The sequence below is a fragment of the Acinetobacter sp. XH1741 genome (genome assembly GCF_041021895.1).
GTDB lineage: Bacteria > Pseudomonadota > Gammaproteobacteria > Pseudomonadales > Moraxellaceae > Acinetobacter.
On record NZ_CP157428.1, the window covers coordinates 2,047,560 to 2,064,447 of the forward strand.

The following is a 16,888-nucleotide window of genomic DNA, read 5'->3' on the forward strand; positions in this document are numbered from 1 at the left end:
AAAAATCGGCAATTTTGTATGAAAAGTGCAGTTTTTTAAGATTTTATTTCTGCATCAATTCCAAATGATTGACGTAACAAAAGGCTTAATTGATCTCGCGCTTTAATAAAGCCATCAACACCACCTTGTAAGAGTTGGAAAGCCATTAAGTCATGATTAAGTTCGTCTTTAAAACTTTGCTCATTTTGCGTAGGTCTAACAACTGCTTCTGCCTGTTTTGCTTGAGTTGCATCGAGCGCTGCATTTACGGTACGCGTATCTTGTTCAAGTTGGGTCAGTAGTCCAGGAGATATCGTAAGCAAATCACATCCTGCAAGACCCAGTACTTGGTCGATGCTACGGAAACTCGCACCCATGACTTGAGTTGGAATATTTTGCTGTTTGTAGTAAGTGTAGATTTTCTTAACTGAAACTACGCCCGGATCTTTTTCAATTGGGTAAGCATCTACACCTTCAGCTTTTTTGTACCAGTCTAAAATACGACCTACAAATGGAGAAATTAAAGTAACTTTTGCATCTGCACAAGCTTGCGCTTGGTGTAAACCGAAAAGCAGAGTGAGGTTACAAGCAATCCCTTCAGCTTCAAGCACTTTAGCAGCTTGAATACCCTCCCAAGTTGACGCGATTTTAATTAAAATACGTGACTGATCAATACCATAACCTTTGTAAAGTTCACATAATTCATGCGCTTTTTGAATGGTTGCTTCGGTGTCATATGAAAGAGCAGCATCTACTTCTGTCGAAACACGGCCTTCAATCAATTTTAAAATTTCTACGCCAAACTTTACAGTTAAAATATCAATGGTTCTTTCAATGAGCTCATCGCTTTTATAGCCTTCTTCTTTGGCTTGATAATAAGCATCTTCAATGAGCTCTTTACTTTCTGGTTGTTCTGCTGCCGCGGTAATCAATGAAGGATTCGTTGTCGCATCTAATGGACGAAATTTACGAATAGCATCAAGGTCGCTACTGTCAGCAACAACGGTCGTTAATGTTTTTAATTGGTCAAGTGCTGTATGAGTCATTGATATTCAACATCTTCAGTAATAAATCTTATGTTTTATTTATAGCACAAAGTCTATTCATGCTGTCGATATATCAATTGTTATATTTCAAAGAAAAACGTTTAGGTTCTGCATCTAAATTGAAATGATTTAAGGGGCCTGTTGCATTCGCTTATTACGAATATGGTCAATGAGGAATCGTGCAGCAGCACCAAGTTCACTCTCGCGGCTCCAGACCAAGTCTACGTAGTATTCAAAGCGAGGGGTAAAATCAAATACATCCAAGGGTTGAAGCTTATTTTTTAACTCAGGGTTTTCTTTAAACATTTCCTGCGGAAGTACGCCCCAACCTAAATTGCGTAAAATCATTAAACAAGCAGAGTGGTGGTTGTCTGTACGCCAATAATGCTTTGAAAATAATAATTCAGGTTTTAGCGTCTCATCTCGACTTGCGACCACAATTTGTCTTGTACCTAAAATCTGCTCATAAGAAACATGTTCTTGATGTGCGAGAGGATGAGTTTTTGCAATTACAGGAATTAAAGCCTCACGTTTTAACTCGACAAACTGTTCTCTATTGTCTAGATGCTCACGTTCAAACATGAGTGCCAGTTGAGCAGAGCCATCTAGTAACATGTGAAGTGCATCTTCTTGAGGGGCAGACACAATATTAATTTGTAGGTCCGGGAAGCGACTTTCTAACAGACAGACATAGTCGGTCCAATTGGTATGTAAGAGTTCTGATACCACAACAATTGTTAGATTAGGTTCTAGACCGGTACTTAATGCATGCGCGTGCTGTTTCCATTGATTCATTTCAATTAAAAGCTGCGCCGTTTTTTCATACAGTACTCGTGCCTCAGCAGTAGGCGTAGGTTCACGGCCTTTACGTTCAAATAAAGTCAGGTTCAAATCAATTTCTAAATTGGCAATAGACATACTTACAGCAGAAGGAACTTTTCCAAGTTTGCGTGCTGCTGCTGAAAAGGAGCCAGTTTCAATCACGGCCTGAAACATGAGCAATTGTTCTTGATTAATATTCATCTGTCAAAAAAATTGAAAGAACCTGATTGGATTAATCAATATTATAAAAATAAAATGCACATTATCCAAGTAATTATTGAGTATTTAAAAATGTTGATTTCCAAGAGAAGACTCATTCATGCAATCAGTTATGAAGGAATTTTATTGGTCATCATTGCGATTGCATTAAGTTTTATTTTTAACATGCCTATGGAAGTGACCGGAACACTCGGTGTGTTTATGGCAGTGGTTTCAGTTTTCTGGAATATGATTTTTAACCATTATTTCGAAAAAGTAGAACATAAATATAATTGGGAAAGAACGATCCCTGTACGGATCTTACATGCGATTGGGTTTGAGGGTGGTTTGCTGATTGCGACTGTACCGATGATTGCATATATGATGCAGATGACCGTCATTGATGCATTTATTTTAGATATTGGCTTAACCTTATGTATTTTGGTTTATACCTTTATCTTCCAGTGGTGTTATGACCATATTGAAGATAAGTTTTTCCCAAATGCTAAAGCTGCATCACTTCATTAATTAGCTATATTGAAATGAAATAAGCACCCAAACGGGTGCTTATTTTTTAGGTGTATATAGAAATTATTTCTCTACAATCGCAACCACACCTTCACCACCTGCTGTACAAATCGAGATTAATGCACGGCCTGAACCTTTTTCATTAATCAATTTAGCAGCAGTTGCTAAGATACGGCCACCAGTTGCAGCAAATGGGTGACCTGCGCCTAAAGATGAACCATTTACGTTAAGTTTAGAGCGATCGATTGAACCTAAAGGTGCATCTAAACCAAGACGTTCTTTACAGAATTTTTCATCTTCCCAAGCTTTTAATGTCGACAATACTTGAGATGCAAATGCTTCATGAATTTCGTAGAAATCAAAATCTTGAAGTTTGAGGTTAGCACGCTTAAGCATACGAGGTACTGCATAAGCAGGAGCCATCAATAAGCCTTCTTTAGGACCATTTTTACCAATGAAGTCAACAGCCGCTGTTTCAGAGAAAGAAAGGTAAGCTAAAACTTCATGACCGTTTTCTTTTGCCCATTCTTCAGAAGCAAGCAATACAACAGAAGCACCGTCAGTTAACGGCGTTGAGTTACCAGCTGTCATTGTTGCAGTTTCGCCTTTACCGAAAACTGGTTTTAATTTAGCTAGTTTTTCAACTGTGCTGTCTGGACGTAAGTTGTTGTCACGGTTAAGACCTAAGAATGGCGTAATGAGGTCATCAAAGAAACCACGGTCATAAGCAGCCGCAAGTTTTTGATGGCTGCTAGCAGCTAACTCATCTTGCGCTTCACGAGTGATACCCCATTCTAAGGCAGTAATCGCTTGGTGCTCACCCATTGAAAGGCCAGTACGTGGTTCACCGTTGCTTGGAGCATCAAGGAGCTTTTTGAAATCAATTTTTGTTAAAGCTTTAAGACGGTCTTTCGCAGTTTTTGCAACATTGAGTTCAAGTAAAACTTTACGTAAACCATCACCTACAGCGATAGGAGCATCAGACGTGGTGTCTACACCACCTGCAATACCGACATCGATTTGACCAAGCGCAATTTTGTTGGCAACAACAAATGCTGCTTGTAAACCTGTACCACAAGCAATTTGAATATCATAAGCAGGAGTCTCTGGTGCAAGATCTGTGCTTAATACAACTTCACGAGTCATGTTGAAGTCACGGCTGTGTTTTAAAACGGCACCCGCAACGACTTCCCCAATACGCTTGCCTTGTAAGTTAAAACGTTCAACCAAACCATTCAATGCTGCTGTCAGCATGTCAGAGTTAGACGCTTTGAAGTAAGCCGTATTTGAACGTGCAAATGGAATACGGTTGCCACCAAGGATTGCAACGCGGCGAACAGTGTTTTGACTCATGGTTTTATCCTGTTGAACAGAAGTTTTGGTTTTTGTTGCTTTTGGTGCTGCAGCTACATTAGAAGATGTAGACGGGGTTGCAGTAGCGGCGCTCTTGTTACGAGGGCTACGTGCTGGTGCAGTCGTTGAACGATTACGTGTCGTTTTTGGAGTATTAGTTGCTGCTTTAGGAGTTGTGCTGTTACGCTTAGCCGTGTTAGAAGCCGACTTTGATGTATTTGACACTTTTTCCTGAGCAGAATTCTCGACTGCTGGATTTTCTTGAGTTGTTTTGCTCATAAGGCTTTTCCAAGCATATTAACGATATTCTTGTAAGCTACCTTAACACAATTCAAATAGACCTGTATTGACTAGAATGACATTGTAGATAGCATTCAGGTCAAGACATCCAAAGATGAACTCAAGTATGATTTGGAGTAACTCTAATGAACGACTACTTTCATATTGTTTCTATCCATCTCATAACATAATGAAACCTGTCGTAGAAAATTCATTTCTTTGAGAGATAATAACCATGACTGATCAATACCAAGCATTTACACAATCTCCAATTGGTAAATTTGTTGTTAAAAATTTGGGTTTACCATCACCTGTTGTATTAGAGCGTTTTGAAAGTGCTCAGCCAGTAGTGAATGGAGCAGTATTGGTTGGCGCGGCGCCATCAAGTGTATTGTCAGGTGCAATTGCACAAGTACTTAGCAATATTCATGCAGATAGCTATGTAGGTAATAATGTTGATTTACAACAAGCCGCTGCAAAAGTAGGTTTAAATTTACGTCCATTCAATGCTGGTGACAAAGAGTCAAAATTCAAGGCAGTTGTATTTGATGCTTCTGGTATTCAAAACTCGGAACAGTTAAACGAACTTTATAAATTCTTTAATCCGATTGCACGTCAAGTTGCGACTTCTGGCCGTGTGATTGTGATTGGTACTACACCTGAAACTGCAAAAACTGTAAAACAGGCGATTGCTCAGCGTGCACTTGAAGGCTTTATCAAATCAGTAGGTAAAGAGTTTAAAAAAGGCATTACTGCTCAAGTTGTTTATGTAGATGAAGGTGCTTCTGCGAACCTTGAATCAACATTACGTTTCTTGCTTTCTCCGCGTTCAGCGTATGTCTCTGGTCAAGTAATTCGCGTTTCTAAAGCAGATGTTGTTGATGTCGATTGGGCAAAACCACTTGCTGGTAAAACTGCGTTAGTAACTGGTGCAAGCCGTGGTATTGGTGAAGCAATTGCACATGTATTGGCACGCGATGGTGCGCATGTAATTTGTTTAGATGTACCACAGCAACAAGCTGACCTTGACCGTGTAGCTGCTGACATTGGCGGCTCTACCTTGGCAATTGATATTACAGCTGCCGATGCAGGTGAAAAAATTAAAGCTGCTGCGGCAAAACAAGGCGGGTTAGATATTATTGTACATAACGCAGGTATTACACGTGACAAAACTTTGGCAAACATGAAGCCAGAGCTTTGGGACTTGGTAATTAACATTAACTTATCTGCTGCTGAACGTGTAAATGACTACTTGTTAGAAAACGATGGTCTAAATGCAAATGGCCGCATTGTTTGCGTATCATCAATTAGTGGTATTGCGGGTAACCTCGGTCAAACGAACTATGCAGCATCTAAAGCTGGTGTAATTGGTTTGGTGAAATTTACTGCGCCTATTTTAAAAAATGGTATTACCATAAACGCAGTCGCACCTGGCTTTATCGAGACACAAATGACTGCTGCAATTCCGTTTGCAATTCGTGAAGCTGGCCGTCGTATGAACTCAATGCAACAAGGCGGTTTACCTGTTGATGTCGCAGAAACAATTGCATGGTTTGCATCAACTGCTTCTACAGGTGTAAATGGTAACGTTGTACGTGTATGTGGCCAAAGCTTGTTAGGCGCTTAAGCACTATTAAATAAATAGGGGTGCTTGAGCATCCCTTTTTTATTCAATAATCTATAAATTATAAAAGGTTAGGTATGAATACTCGTCATTTTAGCCAGCTACCAAAAGCGGCATTGGCTTACCCAAAAGTGGTGCAGGGTTTAATTTTCAAAAAGTATCAAGGTCCAAAAATCTTACCGCAAGTTGAATATGTGGTAGATCGTCTTGAAATTGATCAGAGCCATCTTAAAGCTTATAACGAAGTATGTGGCTTTAAAAATAATGGCTTCGTACCTGCAATTTATTTGGCTGTGCTTTCTCAAAGTTTGCAAATGCACATGATGACAGCAGAAGCATTTCCATTTCCGATTTTAGGTTTAGTCCATATCCGTAATCAGATTAAACAGACTCGACCGATTGGTGTGACTGAAAAATTAACTTTGTCATGTAAATTCGGTGAGCTTAAACCGCATGATAAATGGGTTCAGTTTGACTTTATTACCACGGTAAAAGTTGGCAATGAAGTGGTGATGGAAGGCTTAACAACGTATTTATCTCGCCAAAAAGTCGAGAAAAGAGTGGGTGAGAAAGCCAAAGAAGAACAAGCGCCTGCTTATGTTCCAAAGGCTGAGTGGAATATTTTAGAAAACACAGGTCGCCGTTATGCGAAAGTGTCTGGTGATTTTAATTTAATTCATATTCATGCTATTACTGCAAAAGCATTTGGCTTTAAGCAAGCTATTGCGCATGGTATGTGGAGCAAGGCTAAAGCGCTAGCGAACCTTGAATTACCAAATGCTTATGAAGCAGATGTGTGGTTTAAACTACCAATATTCTTACCATCAAAAGTTGAGTTTTTAACTGCTAATACAGATAAAAAGACGGATTTCTTGATTCGTAATGCGAAATCACAAAAACCGCATGTTGTAGGAACAGTAAAAGCATTATAAAAATATCAGCAGCCTGAACAGATGTTTGGGCTGTTTTTAAGCAAAATAACAAAAAATGCAAGGAACTTCATGTGATTAAAGAGATTTTACTGGCCGATACCCATAACTATCATGGTATTCTAGATGAACGTTTTATTGATTTAGCTCACCAGTTTAGCCGTCTCCAAGATGCTAGAACAGGGCAAGGTGGAGCTGCATTAGCGGTTTATTTTAGAGGTCAGAAAGTTGTAGATATCTATACAGGTCTAAAATCACAAAATGAAGCTTGGCAACCTGACACTTTGGCAGTGTGCTATTCCACAGGTAAAGGCGTACTTGCAACTTTAGCGCATATTTTAGTAAGTGAAGGTTTTTTAGAATACGACAAACCGATTGCGACCTATTGGCCTGAGTTTGCTCAAAATGGTAAAGAGCAAATAACTTTACGTCATGTGCTGAGCCATCAAAGTGGTATGTTTGATATTCGAAATATTATTGAAAGTGCGAGGGAAATGCTCGACTGGTCACATATGCTAAATGTGATGGCCGCAACTAAACCAAGATTCGTTGCAGGACAGGGCAATGCTTATCAAGCCTTAACATTTGGTTGGCTTGTAGGCGGAGTACTTGAAAAAGCGACTGGTCAATCTCTCGATCAGCTCATGCAAAAATATGTGGTTGAACCGTTACAGTTAGATGGTGCTTATTTTGGAACGCCTTCAAGCGAGTTGGACCGTGTAGCACGTTTAATTACGCAACCTAAGCCGGAAAAACCAGCGTCGACTCAAGCTGAAAAACCTAACAAACCTCAGCCCCGTAAGAGTTCACTCTCTGAAAAAATGATTACGTGGACGGGGCAAGACCCGCAAGATTTTCAGGATGCCATGATTCCAAAAGGAATGAAAAAATTTAGTTTCTTTAGTGATGAAGGGTTACAAGCTGTTATTCCGGCAGCAAACGGCACATTTACTGCAAATAGTCTTGCTAAAATTTATGCGATGCTAGCAAATCATGGACAGTGGGATGGACGACAACTCATTCGTCCAGAAATATTTAAAGAACTTAGCACCATTCAAAGTTATGCACGTGATCGTGTTATGCCTATACCTATGAATTGGCGCTTAGGATATCACCGTATTATTACTATGGGTAAACGGGCTAAAAATGGCTTTGGACATATTGGCTACAATGGTTCGGGTGCATGGTGTGATCCAGAACGTGATCTTAGTTTTGCCTATACTCACAACTTCCAGATTGGTTCAATCACAGGTGATTATCGTTTATGGGGGCTTACTCAAGAAACTTTACGTTGCGCCGACCAAATTTTAAAAGGTCGTAAAGGCTGGTTCTAATTTTGGTACTTTAGGGCTGGTGTTTTAATCAATGCCAGCTTTTATATTTATAATAATTCTAGGCGAATAATTACTTCGGTATGGCGTTTAAAGTCATTTTCAGCTAAACCTTGTAAACCGAGTTGATAGATTCCTTCTAGGCCGCACACAAAAGCAATGAGTCGCCATGCAATATCGGTTGAATTAGATAAATTGTTAAATTCACCTTCTTTCTTACCACGTTCAATCGCTTGCACAATCGTTTCATGCCAATTCTGCATGGCGAGGTTATAAGCCTTTTGTATTTCGAGATCCTGTTCTATCAAGAGCTCTGCTTCATTCCATAATCGTAAGTAGGGCTGAAGTCTGTCTATGTTTTCTGCACCTAACAAGATGAAGAGTCTTTGAAATTGGGTATCGGTTTGTAAGGTTTGTTCAATTTCATCTAACTGTTCCATCAGCTTTAAAAAAGCTTCCGCTTTTAAATGAGATGCCGAAGAAAAATGATGATGAACTTGTCCGGTAGAGGTTTGTGCTTCTGTTGCGATTCTACGTACCGTCATGGCTGTAAAACCTTCAGCCAAAGCAACTTGCATGGCAGCTTGCAAAATCATTTCTCTGCGTTGATCGCGATTAAGATAGGCCATGTTTCTTTCACCTGACTGAATTCGACACAAACTACATTAAAATCTAAAGTTGGACAAGTGTCCAATTGTGTATATAATAACCATGATTTGAACGCGTGTCCAATTTTTGGATATTAGAAGAATGTTATGCAAAAGAAATGGTTAATCCTGACAATTATTGTCCTTATTTATTTACCAGTTACAATCGATGCAACGGTGATGCATGTTGCAACGCCGACTTTAAGTGAAGCATTAAATTTAACTGCCAATCAGCTTTTATGGATTATTGATATCTATTCACTGATTATGGCGGGCTTGATCTTACCGATGGGTGCACTCGGTGACCGTATTGGCTTTAAAAAATTATTATTTATTGGAACCGCTGTTTTTGGTGTAGGTTCTTTAGCTGCTGCTTTTTCTCCAACTGCCTATGCTCTAATTGCTTCCCGCGCCGTTTTAGGGTTAGGGGCGGCTATGCTTATTCCAGCTACTTTATCCGGTATTCGTAATGCCTTTACCGAAGAAAAGCAGAGAAATTTTGCACTTGGCCTTTGGTCTACAGTGGGTGGTGGCGGTGCGGCTTTCGGTCCATTGGTGGGTGGTTTTGTACTAGAACATTTCCATTGGGGTGCCGTATTCCTCATTAACATCCCGATTATTTTAGTAGTTTTAGTTATGATTGCGATGATCATTCCTAAACAACAAGAGAAAACTGATCAACCCATTAATTTAGGGCAAGCTTTAATTTTGGTTGTAGCCATTTTAAGCCTCATCTATTCAATCAAATCGGCTATGTATAACTTTTCGGTGCTCACGGTCATCATGTTTGTGGTAGGTATAAGCACATTAATTCACTTCATTCGAAGCCAAAAAAGAAGTAAGACTCCAATGATTGATTTGGAGTTGTTTAAACATCCAGTGATTTCGACCAGTATTGTTATGGCTGTAGTTTCCATGATTGCTCTGGTGGGCTTTGAGCTGCTTTTATCTCAAGAATTGCAATTTGTACATAGTTTTTCTCCTTTACAGGCAGCCATGTTTATCATTCCATTCATGATTGCAATTAGTTTAGGTGGCCCTTTAGCAGGGATCTGTTTAAATAAATGGGGGCTTAGACTCGTATCTACTGTTGGTATTTTAATTAGTGGATTTAGTCTATGGGGACTTGCTCAGCTTAACTTCTCGACCGATCACTTTTTGGCGTGGACGTGTATGGTCTTTTTAGGCTTTAGCATTGAAATTGCTTTACTAGCCTCGACGGCTGCAATTATGTCATCTGTACCCCCTCAAAAGGCAAGTGCAGCAGGTGCGATTGAAGGTATGGCTTATGAGCTTGGTGCTGGTTTGGGCGTTGCTATATTTGGATTAATGCTGTCTTGGTTTTATAGCCGCTCTATTATTTTGCCTGAAGGGCTTCCGTCGAACTTAATTGAAAAAGCGAGTATCTCGATTGGTGAAACCATGCAATTAGCAACTAACCTTGAAAAACCTTTAGGAGGGCAATTAATTGCAGTTGCACAGCAAGCTTTTAGCTATGCACATAGTTGGGTGCTTACTCTCTCAGCTATTTGTTTCTTCCTTTTAACTGCGTTTGTTTGGTTCAGTTTTCCGAAAAAAACAAATTAAAATGTTTTACGGTATTTAAAGTTTCGGTAGAAAGACTTTTTCTCTGAAACTTTAAAATCACTGATTGTGTAGCCAAAGGGTGTAGTTCGCGGTTTATCTGTACGGATATGAGCTTTATACGTTCACACGCTTTTAAAAACAAAGTATGCTTATGCCTGTAACAAGGAGCATACATGTATCAAGTACTTGCTAGAAAATACCGTCCACGTAATTTCAATGAGTTAGTGGGGCAAAACCATGTTTCTCGTGCATTAAGTAGTGCATTGGAACGCGGCCGCCTTCATCATGCTTATTTATTTACAGGAACGCGTGGTGTAGGTAAAACTACAATTGCACGTATTTTAGCCAAGTGTTTGAATTGTGAAACGGGTGTGACCTCCACACCATGTGAAGTTTGTGCAACATGTAAGGCGGTAAATGAAGGTCGTTTTATCGACCTGATTGAAATCGATGCTGCTTCAAGAACAAAAGTAGAAGATACACGTGAACTTCTAGACAACGTGCCGTATGCGCCAACGCAAGGCCGGTTTAAAGTTTACCTGATCGATGAAGTACATATGTTATCTACGCATTCTTTTAATGCGTTATTAAAAACACTAGAAGAACCACCAGAACACGTTAAGTTCCTATTCGCAACAACTGATCCACAAAAGCTACCGATTACGGTTATTTCACGTTGTTTGCAATTTACTTTACGACCTTTAGCTGTAGATGAAATTACCAAGCACCTTGGCGCTATTCTTGAAAAAGAACAAATTAATGCCGACCAAGATGCAATTTGGCAAATTGCTGAATCTGCGCAAGGTTCATTGCGTGATGCATTATCTTTAACTGACCAAGCGATTGCTTACGGACAGGGTTCAGTACATCACCAAGATGTTAAAGAAATGCTTGGCTTGATCGATCGTACGATTATTTATGATTTGATTTTAGCGATTCATCAAAACCAACGTGAGAAAGTAAGCCAGCTTTTATTGCAATTTAGACACCAAGCACTAGATGTCTCACTTGTACTTGATCAGTTGATTTCGACATTGCATGAATTGGCAATTTTACAATATCTACCCGATTTGAGTTTGAAATATAGCGATGAAATCAATCGCAAAATCATGCAACTGTCTAAGCTGATTTCTGCTCAAGATTTACAGCTTTATTATCAAATCGCATGTAAAGGACGTTCAGACTTACAACTTGCCGTGACACAAGAGCAAGGTTTTGAAATGTGCGTTTTACGCTTATTGGCCTTTCGTCCTCTATCGCCAAATGAAATTGTAGTGTCAGAGCCTGTTCAACACAATGGGCAGGCCATGTTGGGGTTAAATCAACAAGTTCAGCAACCAGCTCAAGAGATTACTCCCGTAAGTACTGTTCAGTCAGTTGAAGTTATTAGCCAACCCGCTATGGTTGAACCTGAACCTGAACCTGAACCTGAACCTGAACCTGAACCTGAACCTGAACCTGAACCTGAACCTGAACCTGAACCTGAACCTGAACCTGAACCTGAACCTGAACCTGAACCTGAACCTGAACCTGAACCTGAACCGCAGTCTAATCAGGATTTAATGGTATTTGATCCAAATCATCATGAGTTGATCGGGCTTGAGTCAGTACCTGTTCAAGAAACGATTAGTGTTCTAGAGGAAGATTTCATTCCTGTACCAGAGCAAAAGGCAGTACATGTTCAGGCTGAAACCCAAGCCAAACAAACTGAACCTGAGTCAACATTTACTGCTGAGCCGCAAGGTTTATTTGAATCATCGAGTGCTGAATTTTCTCTTGGTCAAGATGCGCCTATAACTCATGATTTGGTTTCTGCACCTGTTATTGAGCAGCAACCATTGGTGAAAGCCGAGGTGGTTGTTGAAACAGCAACAGTTGTAAAAGAGTCTGATGCAACTGATAACGGGCAGCTCATGCCTCAGGATATTTTGAAGCTTTCTCCCCAAGTTTTAGAAGGTGAGTGGACACTTGAAAAATGGGAATACTGGTTTAGAAACAGTCAGCTTTCTCCGGCTGTCCAAGAACTTGCGCAGCATGGTGTGATGACTGGGGAAATTGGCGGTAACACGGTTTTCCATATTCCTCAAGAATATGAAAATATGTTGACCCAATTACAGCAAGGTCTAATTGATGCTTTAAAGCAACAATGGGCAGATACACAGTTTACGGTTGAATATGGTGCCGTTAACACATCTACACCGTACGTTATGCAAAGCATGCGTAAAGAAAAAGCTTTCCATAGAGCGACAGAGCTATTACAGCAACAACCTGTTATTAAAAGTCTGATTGATACTTTTGATGGCGAACTACAAAATATTCAATTAAAGCCATAAATTCACTTAAGTTTTAATCTAGTGAGAAATGTGAGAATAATAGAATTTTCATATTTTTCACTGGATTGAAATATTCAGGTCACGCCACTGTCATTGTACTTTTCTATGTTAGCCATTTTAGGTTTTTAAATGGACTAATATCGTCATGAAAAGGCAATGCACAGGAATAACTTCTTTTAAATATTCTTATTTTTTATTAATCGGTGCGATTCTGCTGAGTGGTTGTAACGACTCATCAAATGATAATTCGAATACACCAGAAACAGGTAAAAAGCCTGTCATGCGCTGTGCCCCTTAAACTTAAATAATAAAAAGAACCTCATTATGATTACACGTCGTAAATTTTTAAATTACTCTTTAAATATGGGTTTTGGTGCTGCGGCATTAGCAGCTTTTCCGTCTAGTATTCAAAAAGCTTTAGCAATTCCTGCAAATAATAAAACTGGCACCATTCAGGATGTCGAGCACGTTATTATCTTAATGCAAGAAAATCGATCTTTTGACCATTACTTTGGTACGTTAAAAGGGGTTCGAGGCTTCGCTGACCGTTTTACAATTCCTATGCCAAATGGCCGTCGTGTCTGGGAGCAGCTTAGACGTAATGGACAAGTTTTAACGCCGTTTCATTTAGATGGTACAGCCAATAATGCACAGCGTGCAAATGGTACACCGCATACGTGGAATGACAGTCAGTTGGCTTGGGACAATGGCCGTATGGCGAATTGGCCAACTTATAAGACCGACATATCTATGGGTTATTTTAAAGAAAAAGAAATTCCATATCAGTTTGCGCTTGCAAATGCCTTTACGATTTGTGATGCCTACCATTGTTCTATGCATACAGGAACCGACGCAAACCGATCTTTTCATTTAACTGGTACTAATGGGGCAACACCAACCAAGCGTTCATTTGTAAACAATGAGTGGGATTGGATTGATGGTAACCCTGCCACGGCAGATCGTGGTTATACATGGAAGACTTATGCTGAGCGTTTAGAAGAAGCAGGTGTAAGCTGGATTTGTTATCAAAATATGCCAGACGAATGGGGTGATAACATGCTCGGGGCATTTCGTACGTTTAGAAAGGCGAACATTGCATCTGGCTATCCTGTTGCAAGCGGTGGTGAACCCAATAAACCTTATGCCGATACAGGACAAAAGCTACCATATAAGGCCTATGATGCTGCAACGGATAATGCCAAAAATCCACTTTATAAGGGCATTGCAAATACCTTACCAGGCAATAAACCCGAAGAGTACCTCGATGCTTTTAAGCGAGACATTCGTGAGGGTAAATTGCCACAAGTCTCTTGGATTAATGCGCCATCAATTTACTGCGAACATCCGGACCCTTCAAGCCCAGTTCAAGGAGCTTGGTTTATTCAAGAAATTATTGATGCTTTAACTGCTGTACCAGAGGTTTGGAGTAAAACTGCTCTAATTATCAATTTCGATGAAAATGATGGTTACTTTGACCACGTACCGTCACCATCTGCACCATCACGACTTGCAAATGGTCAATACGCTGGCAAATCGACATTAAGTAGTGCTGATATGCAGGATGAATATTTTGACCATGCTGCACCTGAAGGAAGCCATTCTCAGCCTAAGCCAGATGGGCGTGTTTATGGCCCAGGCCCACGTGTTCCTTTATATGTTATTTCTCCATGGAGCCGCGGTGGTTGGGTGAATTCACAAGTGTTTGACCATACGTCTGTACTCATGTTTTTAGAAAAACGTTTTGGTGTGAAAGAGCCAAATATTAGTCCATACCGCCGTGCAGTATGTGGTGATTTAACCAGTGCATTTAACTTTAAAACCCCAAATGCAGATGTTTTACCACAGCTTAATGGCAAACAAACACGTGTGCAGGCAGATGCGCTAAGGGTAAATCAAGAAGCTTTGCCTGCTGTTCCTGTACCAACTGATATTAAATTACCAATTCAGCAAAGTGGCATACGTCTGTCACGTGCGCTACCTTACGAGTTGCACACCAGCGCGCGCTGTAATGCTGATGGCAAAGTGCAATTGATATTCTCTAATACAGGTACGCAAGCAGCAGTTTTTCATGTTTATGACAAGCTTAACTTAGACCGTATACCAAAGCGTTATATTGTCGAGCCGAATAAAACTTTAGACGATGAATGGGATGCTTTAAAAGATAACCTAGGTCGTTATGACTTATGGGTACTTGGTCCAAATGGCTACCATCGTCATTTTAAGGGGGATACTCAACGTATTGTTGATAATGGTGTTAAACCTGAAATTCGAGTGTGTTATGACATTGCTAATGGCGATGTTTATGTAGAACTTATGAATGAAGGAACCAAGGATACAATATTGACGGTAAAACCTTGTGCATACCGAAAAGATGAGCCGTTACAACTTACCGTAAAAGCCGGACAAATTGTTAAGCAGCATTGGGCTTTGGCTGACGTAGGGCATTGGTATGATTTTGAAATCACGAGTCAAAGTGATCCATATTATTATCGACGTTTTGCTGGCCGAGTCGAAACAGGGGAAGATTCTTTTAGTGATCCTGCAATGACTTAAGTTTGAATGAGGCAAAAAGAACAAATTATTTTCTTTTTGCCTCATTTTTTATAATAAAAATTTCTCTAAAACTTCACGAACTGTCTCAGAAATAGGTACAGTCTTACGCGTTTCGCGATCAACAAACACATGCACAAAATGTCCTTGAGCTGAGGCTTGATCTTGACCTTGTTTAAAGATTGCCAATTCATAACGTACTGAAGTTGTACCAATTTTACCAATTGCAACGCCCACCTGAATAATTTCAGGAAATGATAGCTCCTGAAAAAAGCTACAAGCTGAATCAACCACTAAGCCAATTGATGTTGCTTCATGAATATCAAAACCTGTTTTTTGAATCAGTAAAGCATTAGCAGCTGTATCGAAGTAACTATAGTAAGTCACATTATTCACATGACCATAAATATCGTTATCTGCCCAACGCGTTTGAATATCTAAGAAGAACTTAAATTGATCTCGGGTTTTTAAAACGGGTTTAGTCATCAATAAATCGCCTGATAAATTGCCAAAGCAGCCGCTTCTGTCATGTCACGTGGGTTATTTTGTAGCAAGCGAGTTTGCAACATGGCATCTTGAGCAAGTCTAGGTAAGCTCGACTCATCAATGCCCAAATCTCTAAGTTTTAACGTCAAACCACTACGATCTAAATGGTTTTGCATATGGTCAATAAACAAATCACACAAGCCATCGGTGCTGCCATTACTATATGGATCAAGCCATTGCATAAGCTCTGCATAGTATTTTTTTGCATCGGGTGCATTAAATTTTAATACTTCAACCAACACTAAAGCATTGGTATGACCATGCGACAAATGAAAATGACCGCCCAGTGGGTAAGCTAAAGCATGTACAGCAGCAACAGGAGAGTTTGCAAAGGCTTGACCTGCAAGCATTGAACCGAACAGCATGTTTTGCCTTGCTTCTAAATCATTACCGTTTTTAAGAACTTTCGGTAAGTTTTTGTTTAGTAACTTCAAAGCATGTTTGGCTAAAATATCGGTATAAACATTTTTTTTGTGCTTAGAGGTATACGCCTCAATAGCATGTACCATCGCATCAATACCTGTTGCAGCAGTAATGTGGGCTGGAAGGTTTTGAGTAAAGGTAGCATCAAGAATTGCTATGTCAGCGTAAAGAACTGGCGAGACAATCCCCATTTTTGTAGTCTCGCCGGTAGTCACAATTGATATAGGTGTTACTTCTGAGCCTGTGCCTGCTGTCGTTGGAATTAAAATAAGTGGAAGGCGAGAGGTTGTTACTTGGTTTACACCATACATCTCTTGCAAACTTTGAGTTTGGTTGGGGTGTGCGAGCAGCGCGATTACTTTTGCCACATCTAAAGAACTTCCACCACCAAAACCAATAATCGCATCTACATTTTGCTGTTTTGCATAGTTGGCTGCATCTAAAACGACTTGTTCTGGTGGATCAGCCTGAACATCTGCATAAACGACATATTCAATATTGAGGCTATCTAAAATTTGAAGGATAGGGCGGTGTAATTGATTTTTGATCATGCCTGCATCGGTGACCAATAATAATTTACGGTAAGCTTTTGATGACAAAACATTTTGTAATTCTTGTATAGAGCCTAAGCCAGAGATGATATTTGGAACGGTTTGAAATTGAAAATGGCTCATATACATTATTTCCTTATTCTTGAACATTATTGTTGAACG

13 protein-coding genes are annotated in these 16,888 nt (G+C 39.8%); 7 read left to right on the forward strand and 6 right to left on the reverse strand.

Annotated features, from left to right (window positions below; translation table 11 throughout):
* Nucleotides 1–35: 35 nt before the first annotated feature.
* Nucleotides 36–1,025, reverse strand: coding sequence for a transaldolase (tal, locus tag ABLB96_RS09730; RefSeq protein ID WP_348898162.1), 990 nt, complete (start codon nucleotides 1,023–1,025; stop codon nucleotides 36–38).
* 129 nt (nucleotides 1,026–1,154) lie between these two features.
* On the reverse strand, nucleotides 1,155–2,048 hold the full coding sequence (locus ABLB96_RS09735) for a LysR family transcriptional regulator (RefSeq protein WP_348898163.1): 894 nt from the start codon (nucleotides 2,046–2,048) through the stop codon (nucleotides 1,155–1,157).
* A 90-nt stretch (nucleotides 2,049–2,138) separates the two neighbouring features.
* On the opposite strand from ABLB96_RS09735, the gene aceI reads away from it, so the two are divergent.
* Nucleotides 2,139–2,573 (forward strand): chlorhexidine efflux PACE transporter AceI, encoded by a 435-nt coding sequence (gene aceI / locus ABLB96_RS09740; protein ID WP_005135057.1) that lies wholly within the window; start codon nucleotides 2,139–2,141, stop codon nucleotides 2,571–2,573.
* A gap of 63 nt (nucleotides 2,574–2,636) precedes the next feature.
* Here aceI and ABLB96_RS09745 read toward each other — a convergent pair whose 3' ends face one another.
* The gene (locus tag ABLB96_RS09745) at nucleotides 2,637–4,205 is read right to left on the reverse strand and encodes an acetyl-CoA C-acetyltransferase (RefSeq protein WP_348898164.1); all 1,569 of its coding nucleotides are present in this window, start codon (nucleotides 4,203–4,205) and stop codon (nucleotides 2,637–2,639) included.
* A 235-nt stretch (nucleotides 4,206–4,440) separates the two neighbouring features.
* On the opposite strand from ABLB96_RS09745, the gene ABLB96_RS09750 reads away from it, so the two are divergent.
* From ABLB96_RS09750 to ABLB96_RS09760, 3 genes are all read left to right on the forward strand, one after another.
* Nucleotides 4,441–5,832, forward strand: a complete 1,392-nt coding sequence (locus ABLB96_RS09750) for a 3-oxoacyl-ACP reductase (protein WP_348898165.1) — start codon at nucleotides 4,441–4,443, stop codon at nucleotides 5,830–5,832.
* A gap of 74 nt (nucleotides 5,833–5,906) precedes the next feature.
* Nucleotides 5,907–6,761: a MaoC/PaaZ C-terminal domain-containing protein gene (locus ABLB96_RS09755; protein WP_348898166.1), complete on the forward strand. Its 855-nt coding sequence runs from the start codon at nucleotides 5,907–5,909 to the stop codon at nucleotides 6,759–6,761.
* A 71-nt stretch (nucleotides 6,762–6,832) separates the two neighbouring features.
* Nucleotides 6,833–8,092: a serine hydrolase domain-containing protein gene (locus ABLB96_RS09760; RefSeq protein ID WP_348898167.1), complete on the forward strand. Its 1,260-nt coding sequence runs from the start codon at nucleotides 6,833–6,835 to the stop codon at nucleotides 8,090–8,092.
* 47 nt (nucleotides 8,093–8,139) lie between these two features.
* Here ABLB96_RS09760 and ABLB96_RS09765 read toward each other — a convergent pair whose 3' ends face one another.
* The gene (locus ABLB96_RS09765; protein ID WP_348898168.1) at nucleotides 8,140–8,718 is read right to left on the reverse strand and encodes a TetR family transcriptional regulator; all 579 of its coding nucleotides are present in this window, start codon (nucleotides 8,716–8,718) and stop codon (nucleotides 8,140–8,142) included.
* A 126-nt stretch (nucleotides 8,719–8,844) separates the two neighbouring features.
* Between ABLB96_RS09765 and amvA the strand changes: the two genes are divergently transcribed.
* The 3 genes from amvA (at nucleotide 8,845) to ABLB96_RS09780 (ending at nucleotide 15,209) form a co-directional block, all read left to right on the forward strand.
* Complete coding sequence (gene amvA, locus ABLB96_RS09770) at nucleotides 8,845–10,323, forward strand: multidrug efflux MFS transporter AmvA (protein ID WP_348898169.1); 1,479 nt, start codon at nucleotides 8,845–8,847, stop codon at nucleotides 10,321–10,323.
* Between the two features lie 173 nt (nucleotides 10,324–10,496).
* A complete protein-coding gene (locus ABLB96_RS09775) occupies nucleotides 10,497–12,656 on the forward strand; it encodes a DNA polymerase III subunit gamma/tau (RefSeq protein ID WP_369029298.1) in 2,160 nt (719 codons plus the stop codon).
* Between the two features lie 324 nt (nucleotides 12,657–12,980).
* The gene (locus tag ABLB96_RS09780; protein WP_348898171.1) at nucleotides 12,981–15,209 is read left to right on the forward strand and encodes a phosphocholine-specific phospholipase C; all 2,229 of its coding nucleotides are present in this window, start codon (nucleotides 12,981–12,983) and stop codon (nucleotides 15,207–15,209) included.
* A 48-nt stretch (nucleotides 15,210–15,257) separates the two neighbouring features.
* Here ABLB96_RS09780 and ABLB96_RS09785 read toward each other — a convergent pair whose 3' ends face one another.
* Nucleotides 15,258–15,692, reverse strand: a complete 435-nt coding sequence (locus tag ABLB96_RS09785) for a thioesterase family protein (protein WP_348898172.1) — start codon at nucleotides 15,690–15,692, stop codon at nucleotides 15,258–15,260.
* Nucleotides 15,692–16,849 (reverse strand): iron-containing alcohol dehydrogenase, encoded by a 1,158-nt coding sequence (locus tag ABLB96_RS09790; RefSeq protein WP_348898173.1) that lies wholly within the window; start codon nucleotides 16,847–16,849, stop codon nucleotides 15,692–15,694. Before ABLB96_RS09790 ends, ABLB96_RS09785 begins: the two co-directional genes overlap by 1 nt.
* Nucleotides 16,850–16,888: the final 39 nt, after the last annotated feature.